The sequence below is a fragment of the Paraburkholderia sp. genome (assembly GCF_049581445.1).
Taxonomy (GTDB): domain Bacteria; phylum Pseudomonadota; class Gammaproteobacteria; order Burkholderiales; family Burkholderiaceae; genus Paraburkholderia.
Genome location: NZ_JBAURZ010000402.1, coordinates 31,070 through 45,127, shown reverse-complemented (window position 1 = coordinate 45,127; position 14,058 = coordinate 31,070). Strand labels below are relative to the sequence as shown.

Sequence of the window (14,058 nt, the reverse complement as noted above, 5' to 3'; positions counted from 1 at the left end):
CGCCGTGCGCGATGGCGAAGACGCGATTCTGGTGGTCATGCCGGCCGACCACGCGATCCTCGATACCGCAGCGTTTCAGCAAGCGATTGCGCGCGCGGCTGAGCACGCCCAGCGCGGCGCCATTGCTACGTTAGGCGTGCCGCCCACCCGGCCCGACACTGGCTTCGGCTACATTCGCCTCGGCGATGAAGTTGACTGTGGCGCCTTCCGTATCGAACGGTTCGTCGAAAAACCCGCGCTCGAACTGGCGACGCAATACGTCGCGTCGGGCGCTTACTGGTGGAACAGCGGCATTTTTATCGTGCAGGCGTCGGTCTGGCTCGAACTTGTCACGCGCCTGCAACCGGCTATCGCTGAGGCCTGTCTTGCAGCGATCGCCGGTGGACACGCGGACGGACCATTTTTCCGGCCGCAGGCCGAAGCCTTTGTTAAAACGCCGGCGGATTCGATCGACTATGCGGTGATGGAGCGGCTTGGCGTGGCCGGTCCAGAGGGCGCACCCTTTGAGGGTGTCGTCGTCCCGCTGGTGGCCGGCTGGTCCGACCTCGGCTCGTGGGATGCGGTATGGGATGCGCTCGATAAAGATGCGGCCGGCAATGTCGGACGCGGCCGGGTGCTGTTCGAAGGAGCGAGTTCGTCGTACGCGCATTCGGAAGGGAGGCTGGTCGCGTGTGTGGGCACCACCAACGTCGTCGTGGTGGAAACCGCAGACGCGGTACTGGTGGCGGATCGCTCGCATGTGCAGGACGTCAAGGGACTGGTTGCACGCATCAAGGCACAGCATTCGCCTGAAGCGGACGAGCATCGCAAGGTGCGCCGCCCGTGGGGCTTTTACGACTCGATCGATCACGGCGAACGTTTTCAGGTGAAGCGCATCGTGGTGGATCCGGGTTCGCGGCTTTCGCTGCAATTGCATCACCATCGCGCTGAGCATTGGGTCGTGGTGCGGGGCACCGCAATGGTCACGCGTGGCGACGAGCATTTTCTGCTGAGTGAAAACGAGTCGACGTTCATTCCGCTGGGTGTGCGGCACAGGCTGGAGAACCCGGGCAAGGTGCCGCTCGAAATCATCGAGGTTCAATCGGGGTCTTATCTCGGCGAGGACGACATCGTCCGTTTTGACGATACGTACGGTCGCTGCAATTAAGTTTGGCGTAGTAGGCGAATCTGTTTCGATGCGGGTGGGGAGAGAAAAATGATCAAGCCTTCAGCATTGGCCGCGCGCCTCGTGGATGTCACGTTGATCGTTGCCGGCGCGGGTATAGCGTCTCATGTCCGCTTTGATGAACTCGGGCAGAGCAATATCTATTATGCGTTTGTGGCCTTCTCTGCGGCGTTCGCGCTGGCGCTGTTTCCGGCTTTCGGCGTCTACGTGTCATGGCGGGGCCGTTCCAAGCTCGAACTGATCGGCCAGGTGTCGCTCGCCTGGATCACTGTGCAGATCTGCGCGCTGGTGTTGATGTACACCTTGCATCGCAGCGACTTTGTTTCGCGTCTGTGGCTGGCCTACTGGACCGGCACGACTGGCACGCTGATGATCGTCGCGCGGATCGTGGTGCATCGGGTGCTCGCTCGTGTGCGTCAGTCCGGGCTGAATCTTCGCAAGGTTGCGGTTGTCGGGCGCGGTGCGCATGCTGCTGCGCTGGTGCGAAAAATTGACGGTTGCACGGCGGCGGGCTTTCGCACGGTCGCCGTGCTTGATGTGTCGCACGACGAACCCGCCCTGAGCGATGCCATCGCGGGCGCACGCGCCTTCAACGAATTGCCCGCATTCGCCGACTACCTGCGCGCCCAGGACGTCCACGAATTGTGGCTTGCGTTGCCCCTTTCGGAAGAGCACACCATTTACGAATGCGTGAAAGAGTTGCGCGAGGATCTGGTGAACATCCGTTTCATGCCCGATCTGCGCAGTGTGGCGATGTTCGACAGCACCATGATCGATCTGCTCGGCGTGCCGGCCATCAACCTGGTCGCATCGCCCTTATCGCAAACCGCGCAGTTGCAAAAAGAAATGTTCGATCGCCTCTTTGCCGCGCTAGCGCTGGTTTCGCTCGCGCCATTGCTGATGGCGATCGCCATCGCCGTCAAACTCTCGTCGCGCGGGCCGGTGATCTTCAAACAGAAACGTAAAGGCGCAGACGGTCGCGTCTTCACGATCTACAAGTTCCGCTCGATGCGCCTGCACTGCGAGGCAGCCGGTTCGCTGCATCAGGCGACGCGTCACGACGCCCGCATCACGCGGGTAGGCGCCTTCTTGCGGCGCACGAGTCTGGATGAGCTGCCGCAATTCTTCAACGTGTTGCGCGGTGATATGTCGGTGGTGGGGCCGCGCCCGCATGCGCTCGAACACGATGATCTTTATCAGAAGGTGGTGGCGGGCTACATCCAGCGCTACCGGATCAAGCCTGGCATTACCGGATGGGCGCAAATCAATGGCTTTCGCGGCGAAACCGATCGCATCGAAAAGATGGAGCGGCGTGTGGAGCATGACCTGTATTACCTCGGCAACTGGTCTTTCGGGTTGGACATGCGCATTATCGCGGCCACAATCGTTAAGGGCCTGATGCATAACAACGCTTATTGACGCACTGAGGGAGACTAATATGTGTCAAATAACCAAGTCAGTGAATAAGGATGGCGTCACGCATGCAATCGTTCAACGTGTGCGTACGCTGGGGCTTTTAACAACCTTCGCGATGCTGGCGGCATGCTCGATCGTACCAGGCGAGCGCATGGTGCAGCCACCCACGCTGCCCGTAAGCAACGCCGACGATGGCACGGCAACCGGCGCCCAGCAGGTGCCGATCACCGACATCACGCTGGCCACCGTGCAGCAGGCCCAGCAATCATACGTGCAGGGCGACGCCAACGATCTGACGCCGCTGTTCGGCGATGCCGGTCCGTACAAGCTCGGCGCTGGCGACGTGTTGCAGATTACCGTATGGGACCACCCGGAACTGAACGCCGCGTTGGGCAATCCGACTGCGTCCACGCGTCCGTCGGATGCGGCGCTGGGCTTTATCGTCGATCATGACGGCAATCTTCAGTTTCCCTATGTGGGCACGCTACACGTCGCCGGCGACACGGTTGAGCAGGTACAGCGCAAAATCTACACAAACCTGAGCAAGTTGATGGTCAAGCCCCAGGTCACTGTGCGGGTCGCGTCGTTTCGTTCGGCGCAGATCTATATAGACGGCGAAGTGCGCACGCCCGGTTCGCAGTCCATCAACGACATTCCGATGACCTTGACCGAGGCCATCAACCGCGCGGGCGGCTTTAGCCCGACCGCCGACCAGAGTCATGTCGTGATCGTGCGTAATGACAAGACCTATTACGTCAACGTCGCGCAGATGCTGCACAACAACCAGAACCCGTCGAAGATCGTGTTGAAAAACGGCGACATTCTGCGCATCGAGGCGCGTGAAGACTACGGCGTGTATCTGATGGGCGAAGTCAACAAGCCGGGCACCGTGCTGCCGATGCGAAATGGCAAGCTGTCGCTCGCCGACGCGATTTCGCAGGCCGGCAGTATCAACAACGGCACGGCTGACGCGAAGGAGCTGTACGTGATTCGCGGCGGCCCTGGCCTCAAGCCGCAGGTGTATCACCTCGACGCCACCTCGCCGGTGTCGATGCTGCTTGCCAACCAGTTCGAACTCGAGCCGAAGGACATCGTGTATCTCGATGCCGGCGGCCTCGTGCGCTTCAGCCGTGTGCTGAATCTGTTGTTGCCGTTGGTCAATGCAGGGCTGACCGCGGCGGTTGTCACGAAGTAAGCCGCAGCCGGGTCCGTGGCGCAGTCACGGACCCGGCGCGACAGGTCAACACAATTGTTGTGCGGGATTGATGACACTATGGCTACCAACTTTGAAAACCGCTATGTCGATGTCCAGAGCAGTGATGAGTTGCGGCTTTCGGACTACCTGTCCGTCATTTCGCAACACTGGCGGATGATTCTGCTGGTGACGTTGCTGGCATTGGTGATCGGCACCACGGTGGCGTTCGTGCAAACGCCGGTGTACCGCGCCGACGCGATGATCCAGGTGGAGGACACCGCCAACGATGGTAACGGCAACGGGAATGGCAACAAGGACGCGTTGCAAACCATGGCGTCGATCTTCGATACGAAAGCGGTTACGTCGGCGCAGATCGAACTGATCCGTTCGCGCCTTGTCATCGACGAGACGGTGAACAAGCTTCACCTGGATATCGCAGCAACACCGCGCCATTTTCCGCTGATCGGCAACCTGCTTGCGCGCTGGCGCGGCAGCGATGGCCTTGCCACACCGCTGTTCGGCCTGCCGGAGTACGGGTGGGGCGGCGAACAGATCAACGTGACGCTGTTCGATACGCCGAAAGAACTCTACGGCAAGCCCTTCGCGCTAACCGTGACGCAGGATGACGAGTATGTGCTCACCGATCAGACTGGCGCGGAAGTGCTGCGGGCACGCGCCGGACAGCTTGCAGTAGGCAGCACCCCGCGTGGCCCGGTGCGCTTGCAGGTCGATCAACTGGTGGGACGCCCCGGCACGAAGTACGATCTGACGCGCTGGTCGACGCTCGATACGGTCAACAAGCTGCAAAAGGATCTCAACGTTGTCGAGACGAGCGTGCAGTCGGGGATTATCGCGGTGACGCTGGAAGGGGCCAACCCCGAGTTGACTGCGGCGATCGTCAACGGGATCGCGCGGCAATATGTGCAGCAGGATATCGATCGCAAGTCGGCTGAGGCGGAACACACGTTGGCGTTTCTCGATCAACAGTTGCCGCAACTGCGCAGCGAACTGGATCAGGCTGAGCAGCGTTACAACACTTTCCGTAACAAGCAGGGCACGGTGGATCTGAGTGAGGAAAGCCGGCTCTTGCTGCAACAGATCGTGGAGAACAAGACCAAGCTCGTGGATCTGCAACAGCAGAGAGCGGAACTCGCCACGCGGTTTACTGCCGCGCACCCTGCGGTCGCCGCACTCGATGCTCAGATTGCCCAGTTGCAAAGCGTGCAGGGTTCGCTAACGCACAACGTGTCGACGCTACCGGATACCGAGCAAACCGCGTTGCGCCTGTTGCGTGACGTACGCGTCGATACTGAGCTGTATACGAACCTGCTCAATAGTGCCCAGCAGTTGCGCATCATCAAGGCTGGGCAGGTTGGCAGTGTGCGGGTGGTCGACTACGCAGAGCCTGCTGATGACCCTGTGCGCCCGCAGCGCGCACTGCTGATCCTGATTAGCGGCGGTCTCGGCCTGATCCTCGGCATTCTGGCGGCATTCACGCGCAAGACCCTGTACGGCGGCGTGCAGAATACGACGGAAATCGAGGGCCTGCTGGGCGTGCCCGTGTGCGCGGTGGTGCCGCGCAGCACCTTGCAGAACCGTGTGCAACGCAATGTCGGCTTGCGCCGGGCGGGAGTTCATGTGCTGGCCGCGCAGGCGCCGGACGATGTGGCCGTTGAAGGCGTGCGCAGCTTGCGCACGACGCTTCAATACGCACTGGTATCGGCTCGCAACAACGTCGTCATGCTGACCGGCTCGCGGCCCGATGCGGGCAAGTCCTTCATGTCGGTCAACTTGTCGGCACTGGTGGCCTCGGCGCACAAGCGGGTGCTGCTAATCGACGGTGACATGCGGCGCGGCGACATCCACAAGCATTTCGGTTTGCCGCACACGCCGGGCCTCTCCGATGTGCTGAACGGCGCGGATCCGCAGGAGTGCGTACTGCGCGACGTGCTGCCCGGGCTCGACGTGCTCACCAAGGGTGGCCTGCCGGGTAACCCCTCCGAACTGCTGATGAGTGACCGCTTCCGCACTTTGCTCGAACACTTCTCGCGCTCATATGACCTCGTGATTGTCGATACGCCGCCGGTGCTGGCCGTGACCGACGCCGCGCTGATCGGCAAGCACGCGGGTACGACGCTGATGGTGGTGCGGCACGGACGACATCCGGCGATGGAAATCTCCGAAGCGCTCAAGCGCCTGATCAACGCAGGTGTGAATCTGCATGGCGTGTTGCTTACCGACGTGCCCCCACCCAAGCTCAATCTGGGCGGCTATACCGGCTACTACGGATACGAGAGCCGCGCAGATTGACGGCGGCCATTACACCGCAGCAACGTTGCTTGCTTCTTTTGCGTGTCGGACGACGCACCCGGCGCGCGGTATTGCAGTCGAACGTCTGGAGAGGGGAACACAATGGATCGAAAGGTCGCTTTGATTACTGGCGTGACAGGGCAAGACGGCTCTTACCTGGCTGACCTGCTGCTGTCCAAAGGCTACGACGTGCATGGCATAAAACGGCGTACGTCACTCTTCAACACCGATCGTATCGATCACCTGTGTTGCGATCCCCACGTCGCGGACCGGCATTTCTTCCTGCACTACGGCGACCTGACTGACTCGTCCAGTATCGTGCGTATCATCCAGCGCGTGCAGCCGGACGAGATCTACAACCTGGCTGCGCAAAGCCATGTTGCCGTGTCGTTCGAAGAGCCGGAATACACCGCTAATGCAGATGGTCTCGGTACGCTTCGTATTCTTGAGGCCATGCGCATTCTCGGGTTGGAAAAGAAGACCCGCTTCTATCAGGCGTCCACTTCCGAACTCTACGGGCTGGTGCAGGAAGTGCCGCAAAAGGAAACGACGCCGTTCTATCCGCGCAGCCCCTATGCGGTAGCCAAGCTCTACGCTTATTGGATCACCGTGAACTACCGCGAAGCCTACGGCATGTATGCGTGCAATGGCATCCTGTTCAATCACGAATCGCCGGTGCGGGGCGAGACTTTCGTCACGCGCAAGATCACTCGCGCGATTGGCCGCATTGCGGTGGGCCTGCAAGACGATATGTATCTCGGCAATCTGTCCGCGCTGCGCGATTGGGGCCACGCGCGTGACTACGTGGAGATGCAGTGGTTGATGCTGCAGCAGGAAAGCCCCGAGGACTTCGTGATCGCCACCGGCGCGCAGTACAGCGTACGCGAGTTCGTGCAGGCGGCAGCCGCTGAATTGGGCGTGACAGTGCGTTTCGAAGGCGAGGGCGTGGACGAGGTCGGCGTGGTCGAGAAGGTCGAGGGCAAGGAGACCCGGCTCTCGCCGGGTAAGGTGATCGTGCGCGTGGATCCGCGTTACTTCCGGCCTACGGAAGTGGAGACGCTGTTGGGTGACCCGTCCAAAGCGCACGCGCGGCTTGGCTGGAAACCGTCGACGCCATTCCACGCACTGGTGAAAGAAATGGTGCGCGCCGATTACCAGATCGCGCGCCGCGATGCGCTGGTGACGCTTGCCGGTTTCACGGCGCTCGAACACCACGAGTAACGGCCATGGATAAAGGCACGCGCATCTTCGTCGCTGGGCATCGGGGCATGGTGGGCTCGGCCCTCGTGCGCCGTCTGCAGGCCGACGGCTACACCGAGATTCTGACCCGAACCCACGCGGAACTGGACCTGCTCGATCAGGCAGCGGTGCAGCGCTTTTTCTCCAGCCAGCGCGTGGATGTGGTCCTGCTCGCCGCGGCGCGGGTGGGCGGGATTCTCGCCAATGCCTCCCAGCCGGCAGACTTCATTTACCAGAATCTCGCGATTGAAACCAACGTGATTCACGCCGCGTATCAGGCAGGCGTGACGCGTCTCGTCTTCTTCGGATCGTCGTGTATCTATCCCAAGGCCTGTGCCCAGCCGATCAAGGAAGCATATCTGTTAAGTTCTGCGCTTGAAGCGACCAATGAGCCCTACGCGATCGCCAAGATTGCTGGGCTCAAGTTGTGCGAAGCCTATAACCGGCAATACGGTACGAAGTTCATCGCGCTGATGCCAACCAACCTTTACGGTCCCAACGACAACTATGACCTGCGCACCAGTCACGTGCTGCCGGCGCTGATTCGCAAGGCACATGAAGCGAAGCTGCACGGCGATAGCGTGTTGACGGTGTGGGGTACCGGCACGCCACGGCGCGAGTTCCTGCATGTCGACGATCTGGCCGCCGCGACCGCGTTTGTGCTGGAACGGGAGGTCGCCGATGGCCTGCTTAATGTGGGCGTGGGCGAGGATCTGACCATTCGCGAGATCGCGCAGCGGGTCGCGCAGGCGGTGGGTTTCGATGGTCAGATCGAGTTCGATCCGTCGCGGCCGGACGGCACGCCGCGCAAGCTGCTGGATGTATCGCGCCTGACGCGTCTCGGTTGGCGTGCACGGATCGGCTTGCAGGAGGGTATCGAAGCGACGTATCGGGATTTCGTCGCGCATTTCGACGCGACGACGCTCTCCGAAGGGACGGTCTGACATGGCAAGCGCATCTGTGATGATCTTCCACAACGTAGTGTGGTCGCGCCATAAAGGCGTAGTGTTTTCGGCGCTGCACAGCATCTCGGCGGCGAGCCCGATCAAATACTCGATCGTACAGATCTCCGAGACCGAACACTTCAGGCTCGGCTTTTCCGATGTGGATTATGCGTACCACCGTTATCCGATGCGCAAACTGTTTGACGGCTGCTACGAGGACGTCCCGACGTGGCGCATGACGTATCGCCTCACGATGGAAGTCTTGCGTACCCGAGCGGACCTTGTGGTGCTGCCTGGTTACCACCGGCCGGAGTATTGGGCCATGCTGGTGGCGTGCATTCTGACGGGCAAGCGCCGGGCGGTGTTTTGCGATTCGACGGGACGCGACAATCCTCGCCGTCTGCTGACGTCTATCCCTAAGCGGATGTTTTTCTCCCTCTGCGATGGCTATTTCGGCTTCGGCGAACGCAGCCGCGACTATCTGATGTCGCTTGGCGCGAAACGCGAGCGCATTTTCATTCCTTGTCAGGCGGCGGCGCTGCCCCTGTCGTTCGTACCGGAACGCGCGCTTGATGAGCGGGTGCGCGCGCGTAGCGGCCAGGAACCGGTGTTTTTGTTCGTGGGTCGGCTGTCGGAAGAGAAGGGCGTTGACGCGCTACTCGATGCCTTCGGTGACATCGTGCGGCGAATTCCGCAGGCGCGGCTGCGTATTGTCGGTACAGGCCCGCAAGGCGAGGCCTTGCAAAAATCCACGCGCGATGCCGGGCTCGACCATGCCGTGAGCTTCGTCGGCAGTCTGCAGGATGAGGCCTTGTCACGCGAGTATTTCGGCGCGACATGTATGGTGCTGCCAAGTTTCCGTGAGCCGTGGGGCCTCGTCGTCAATGAGGCGTTGAGTCATGGGTGCCCCGTAGTCGTCAGCGATAACTGTGGCTGCGTGCCGGAGCTGGTGATCGATGGCGTGACCGGCTACGCCTTCCGTTCGGGCGATGCAGCTTCCTTGCAGCGCACCTTGATGAGCGCATTGGAGGCGTTTGCCGACACGGCAAAAACGGCCCGCGCCTGCATGGAGGTGATTGGACGCTTCGATCCGCCGCATGCGGCTTCGAACATAGCACGCGGCTGCGCCATGATGCTCACGCGCTAGCGGTATGCAGTAGACGTGAAAGCAAATAGATGGAAGTGTGGCGCTGGCGCGCGCCGCACGATGTATCGGAGGGAGGGGTATGAAAATATTAATTGTGGGGCTCAACTACGCGCCGGAGCTCACAGGTGTCGGTAAATACACCGCAGAGATGGCTGAAGCGCTGGCCGCCGAAGGACACGACGTGCACGTCGTGTGCGGGCCGCCGTACTATCCGCAATGGAAGATTGCGGATGGCTTCAGCGCGTTGCGCTATCGCCGGGAGGTGCGCGACGGCGTACGCGTGATGCGCGTACCGTTGTGGGTGCCCGCCAAACCGACGGGCGTGTCGCGCATGCTGCATCTCGCCAGTTTCGCGGTCAGCTCGTTGCCGGTGCTTGCCGCGTTGGTCGCATGGCGTGCCGACGTGGTGATGAGCATCGCGCCGAATCTGATGAGTGCGCCTGGCGCATGGCTGGTTGCGCGCCTGTGCGGTGCGAAGTCGTGGCTGCACATTCAGGACTACGAGGTGGATGCCGCTTTCGATCTGGGCCTCATCAAGGGACAGCGCTCGCGGCGATTCGCGCTGGCAGTGGAGCGCATGCTGCTAAAGCGCTTTGACGTCGTGTCGAGCCTGTCGTCGAAAATGATCGAGCGTGCGGTGGCCAAAGGTGTCGATCCGCTCAAGACGTTCTGTTTGCCTAACTGGGTCGACACACACGCTATCGTGCCGCTCGTGCACGCCAACCATTACCGCCGGCTCCTTGCCCTGGAAGGCAGCCCGGTCGCACAAACGGTCGTGCTGTATGCCGGCAACATGGGTTCCAAACAAGGGCTTGAGATCGTCGTGGCGGCCGCTGTCGAGTTGGTACGTCGTACTGATATCAGTTTTGTGTTCTGTGGCAACGGGCCCATGCGTGAACAGCTTGAAGCACGCTGTGCGGGTTCACCCAATTGCCGCTTTATTCCCCTGCAACCGTTGCATCAGTTGAATCAGTTGCTCAACCTCGCTGACATCCACGTGTTGCCGCAGCGCGGCGGCGCCGCCGATCTTGTGATGCCGTCCAAGCTTGGCGGCATGCTCGCGAGTGGCCGCGCCATTGTCGCGATGGCGTGTCCAGGCACGGAACTCTACGACGTGGTGGCGCCGCGCGGCGTCGTCGTGCCACCAGAAAACATCGGCGCACTGGTTCAGGCAATCGAGTCCCTTGCTGCAGATCCACGACGTCGTGCGGTGTTGGGTGCAGCGGGACGCGAATACGCCGAACGGAGCTTGTCGAGTGCGAAAGTGTTCGAGGCGTTAAGTGTGCAGCTGGCGCACCTGTGTGGAAACGGGCCAGTCGCCACGCGTGGCGAGAACATGCCTGCCGTGCTGAACGCGGTATCGTGCGACAAGCATGCCAAGGCGCCGCTGGAATCGACGCAGGTGGATTGAGAGTGCGGTGCGGCTCGCGTCGCGTCTGCGAAAGGCTATGAGGGCCTACCAGGGCGACTTGTAGATCTCGTGACGCGGGGCGCCGTTTGCGGTTCCATCGCCGTAGAGTTGCAGGGCTGCGTTACCCGCGCCATTGGCCGCATTGGCCGGCGCGGCTGCTTTAAGGTTTGCATTTCCCGCCTGCTGCGGGGCGCCTGGATTGTTGAGCATGTGTTCGAATGAGGTCGCACCTTGTCCGTTTCCGGCGGCGGGAAGTCTTTGCTGGGGGCCACCGGGGTTGGTCTGCGCCTGATACACATCGCCGTAGGCGGCGGGGCCGCCCATGAGTTGCATGTCGTCCGCACCTGCCTTCATACCGGCGCCGTTGGCTGCGCGATTCGCAGCGTCGGCTGCGCCGGCCGCTTCCGCAGCGGGGGCATCGCCGTAGGTATCGATCATTTGCGCGTGCGCGACGCTGCCACCCAGCGCGAGCAGAACGATGAGCAGGACGCGGGAGTCAAGAGCGTTCATGATTAATTCCAGTGCGATTCGACACGCCAACGGGCAGGCGTGCCCCTTTAGGTTAATGGTAGTGGTAACTGTCCCACAGCTTGAACGAGAGGTCAGTCGAAAGCCGACAAAGCCTGTGCACATCAAGCCAATCGCGGGCTGCAATATCGAAACCGGACGCGGACTGTGCACAATTTATTGCATGATCCCGAATGCTGAAAGTGCGTAACAGGGGGCTTGTACCGTGGTTTTCCGGTGAGGCGAACTGGATGCAAGTGGAGCGGAAATTCAGATGAAACGCGATGAACTCAATGCCTCGGTAGAGTGGGATCCGGACGTGCGAGCCGCGGCCGCACCCGTGCCACGTGTGATCGATCTGAGCCAGGCCGGCAAGGGAAATTATGTGCGGCGCGCGGGGCGCCTGACTGAGGTCATGTGGTTCATCGTCGAGGCTTGCGTGATCAATAACAAGCTGGTGCCGGTGTCGGCGCTGCGTGTCGCGCTACTGCGTCTGTTCGGCGCGAAGATTGGTCCGAACTGCCGCTTTGTGCATCCGCTGCGCGTGAAGGCGCCGTGGAATCTCGAAGTGGGTGCGAACTCGTGGTTTGGTGTCGACGCATGGATCTACAACCAGGCCCCAATCAGGATCGGCGCGAATGTGTGCATTTCGCAGGGCGCTTTTCTCACGACCGGGTCGCACGATTACGCCACCACGATGGACCTGCACGTCGAGCCCATCGTGATTGAAGACGGTGTCTGGATTGCGTCGAAGTGTGTGGTGCAGATGGGGGTGACGATCGGACGTTCGGCGCTGGTGACGCCGCTGTCGGTCGTGCATCGCTCGCTGGAGGCCGAGGGTATCTACGGTGGCAATCCGGCGCAGTTCATCAAGAAGCGGTTTCCTCAGGCACGTGCGCAGTAACGCACGCTAGTGCGACGGCGGCTGCACAAGAATCAGGGGAGCGGGGATGTTTATCGACAGCCGGAGTGTTGAAAATCGATCGGTCCTCGAAGCGACCGTCTGCATTATCGGGGCAGGCGTGGCCGGCATTACGTTCGCCCTCGAAATGGACAAGCTGGGCATTGATACCTGTGTGCTCGAAAGCGGCGGGTACAAGCCCGATGACGATACCCGTGATCTGTATCGCGGCGAAAACGTCGGCATTCCCTACACCTTCGCCGATGGCAGTCGCAGCCGCTTCCTGGGCGGCAGCAGCAATTGCTGGGGTGGCTGGTGCCGCCCGCTCGACCCGTGGGACTTCGAGAAACGTGACTGGGTGCAGGACAGTGGCTGGCCGTTCGGCCTCGAGGAACTCCAGCCCTATTACGCGCGCACACATACCCTGCTGCAACTCGGCCCGCAGGAATTCGATCCGGCACACTGGGAAGCGGCCATCAATCGCGCTGACGTGCGCCGTCATCCGCTGCCAAGCGGCAATGTGCGCGACACCATTTCGCAATTCAGCCCGCCGGTTCGTTTCGGCAAACAATATCGCAACGAATTGATCAAATCGCGCCATGTGCGCGTGCTGCTCCACGCCAACGCGCTCGACATTGAAACCGATCCGCAGGCACAAGAGGTAACGCGCATCCAGGTGGGTACGTTAAGCGGACAGCGCTTCGCCGTGGCCGCCAAAGTGTTTGTGCTGGCCACAGGCGGCATCGAAAATGCGCGGCTCCTGCTGGCCGCCAACCGTGTACAGCCATCAGGCCTCGGTAACGGGCATGATCTCGTGGGGCGCTACTTCATGGACCATCCGCGGGTCATGTCGGGCAGCATCCGCTTTAGCAAGGCATGGGCGCGCAACAAGCTCTACGACATCAAATATCACTACCAGAACGATGCGGTGAAGGCGCACGGTCAGCATATCTCGTCGCAGTTTGCGCTGACCCAACAGGTGCTCGAACGCGAGAAACTGCTCAATGCACGCGTGTGGTTCTATTCGATGTTCTACGGCGAGAACACGGCGGGTGCCGAAGCGTTGATCCGTTGCAAGCAGGCGGTGCTGAAAAAAGACCAACCAGGCTGGAGCTTGAGCCGCGACCTGATGACGATGGCATTGCATCCGCTGGAAGCCGGCTCGTTTGGTGCGGCGCGCCTGTTCCAGCCGCGTGCGTTGATTACTGACGTGAAATTCCAGACCATCGTCGAAGCGGAACCGAATCGAAACAGCCGTGTGACCTTGTCGACGCAACGCGACCGGCTCGGTATGAATCGAGTGAAGGTGGACTGGCAGTTGACGGAACTGGTGAAGCGTACCTTCGATCGCACCAACACGTTACTCGCCCAGGAGATGGAGAACGCGGGTGTCGCGAAGGTAACGCTCGATGCGCCGCTCGAAGGCCGGGCATGGCCCGCGGAACTGGAAGGGACGTGGCATCACATGGGCACGACGCGCATGCACGATTCTGCGAAGTGCGGTGTGGTGGATCGAGATTGCAAGGTACATGGCATGTCGAACCTGTACGTTGCCGGCAGTTCAGTGTTTCCGACGGTGGGGGCCAATTTCCCGACCATCACGATCACCGCGCTAACGCTGCGTCTCGCCGAACATATCGCGCATACGCTGCATGCAGGCAACGCAACGTCGCTGGCTGATGTGGCGACGCTGACTCATGCGCTGCCCGCCGCAGGCGAGCCCGTCGGAGAGAAATTGCCGTTCGCAGCGGAGGTGCGGCCGGTGCGTGAGGACCTGCTGTTTCTGGTCAAGAAGTGAGGGCAGCAGCGCCGCCTTGGTGGCG

At 61.2% G+C, this 14,058-nt stretch carries 11 protein-coding genes; 10 read left to right on the top strand and 1 reads right to left on the bottom strand.

Annotation, left to right across the window (positions count from 1 at the left end; all coding sequences use genetic code 11):
• From WCA85_RS34970 to WCA85_RS34935, 8 genes are all read left to right on the top strand, one after another.
• Positions 1-1,147: mannose-1-phosphate guanylyltransferase/mannose-6-phosphate isomerase (locus WCA85_RS34970; RefSeq protein ID WP_424070311.1), on the top strand; the 1,147-nt coding region annotated here is incomplete at its 5' end.
• 48 nt (positions 1,148-1,195) lie between these two features.
• Positions 1,196-2,584: an undecaprenyl-phosphate glucose phosphotransferase gene (locus tag WCA85_RS34965; protein ID WP_424070309.1), complete on the top strand. Its 1,389-nt coding sequence runs from the start codon at positions 1,196-1,198 to the stop codon at positions 2,582-2,584.
• 19 nt (positions 2,585-2,603) lie between these two features.
• The gene (locus WCA85_RS34960; RefSeq protein WP_424070307.1) at positions 2,604-3,776 is read left to right on the top strand and encodes a polysaccharide biosynthesis/export family protein; all 1,173 of its coding nucleotides are present in this window, start codon (positions 2,604-2,606) and stop codon (positions 3,774-3,776) included.
• A gap of 78 nt (positions 3,777-3,854) precedes the next feature.
• Positions 3,855-6,086 (top strand): polysaccharide biosynthesis tyrosine autokinase, encoded by a 2,232-nt coding sequence (locus WCA85_RS34955; protein ID WP_424070306.1) that lies wholly within the window; start codon positions 3,855-3,857, stop codon positions 6,084-6,086.
• 102 nt (positions 6,087-6,188) lie between these two features.
• Positions 6,189-7,307 carry a GDP-mannose 4,6-dehydratase gene (gene gmd, locus WCA85_RS34950; RefSeq protein WP_424070304.1) on the top strand — a complete coding sequence of 373 codons (1,119 nt, stop codon included), beginning with the start codon at positions 6,189-6,191 and terminating at the stop codon, positions 7,305-7,307.
• Positions 7,308-7,312: 5 nt separating this feature from the next.
• Positions 7,313-8,269, top strand: coding sequence for a GDP-L-fucose synthase family protein (locus tag WCA85_RS34945; RefSeq protein WP_424070302.1), 957 nt, complete (start codon positions 7,313-7,315; stop codon positions 8,267-8,269).
• Between the two features lies 1 nt (position 8,270).
• Positions 8,271-9,416, top strand: coding sequence for a glycosyltransferase family 4 protein (locus WCA85_RS34940; protein WP_424070300.1), 1,146 nt, complete (start codon positions 8,271-8,273; stop codon positions 9,414-9,416).
• Between the two features lie 79 nt (positions 9,417-9,495).
• Positions 9,496-10,827 (top strand): glycosyltransferase WbuB, encoded by a 1,332-nt coding sequence (locus tag WCA85_RS34935; RefSeq protein ID WP_424070298.1) that lies wholly within the window; start codon positions 9,496-9,498, stop codon positions 10,825-10,827.
• Positions 10,828-10,872: 45 nt separating this feature from the next.
• Here WCA85_RS34935 and WCA85_RS34930 read toward each other — a convergent pair whose 3' ends face one another.
• Complete coding sequence (locus WCA85_RS34930) at positions 10,873-11,337, bottom strand: hypothetical protein (RefSeq protein WP_424070296.1); 465 nt, start codon at positions 11,335-11,337, stop codon at positions 10,873-10,875.
• Between the two features lie 271 nt (positions 11,338-11,608).
• Between WCA85_RS34930 and WCA85_RS34925 the strand changes: the two genes are divergently transcribed.
• On the top strand, positions 11,609-12,238 hold the full coding sequence (locus tag WCA85_RS34925; RefSeq protein WP_424070294.1) for a putative colanic acid biosynthesis acetyltransferase: 630 nt from the start codon (positions 11,609-11,611) through the stop codon (positions 12,236-12,238).
• A 46-nt stretch (positions 12,239-12,284) separates the two neighbouring features.
• A complete protein-coding gene (locus tag WCA85_RS34920; protein WP_424070292.1) occupies positions 12,285-14,033 on the top strand; it encodes an FAD-dependent oxidoreductase in 1,749 nt (582 codons plus the stop codon).
• The last annotated feature ends 25 nt before the right edge of the window (positions 14,034-14,058 follow it).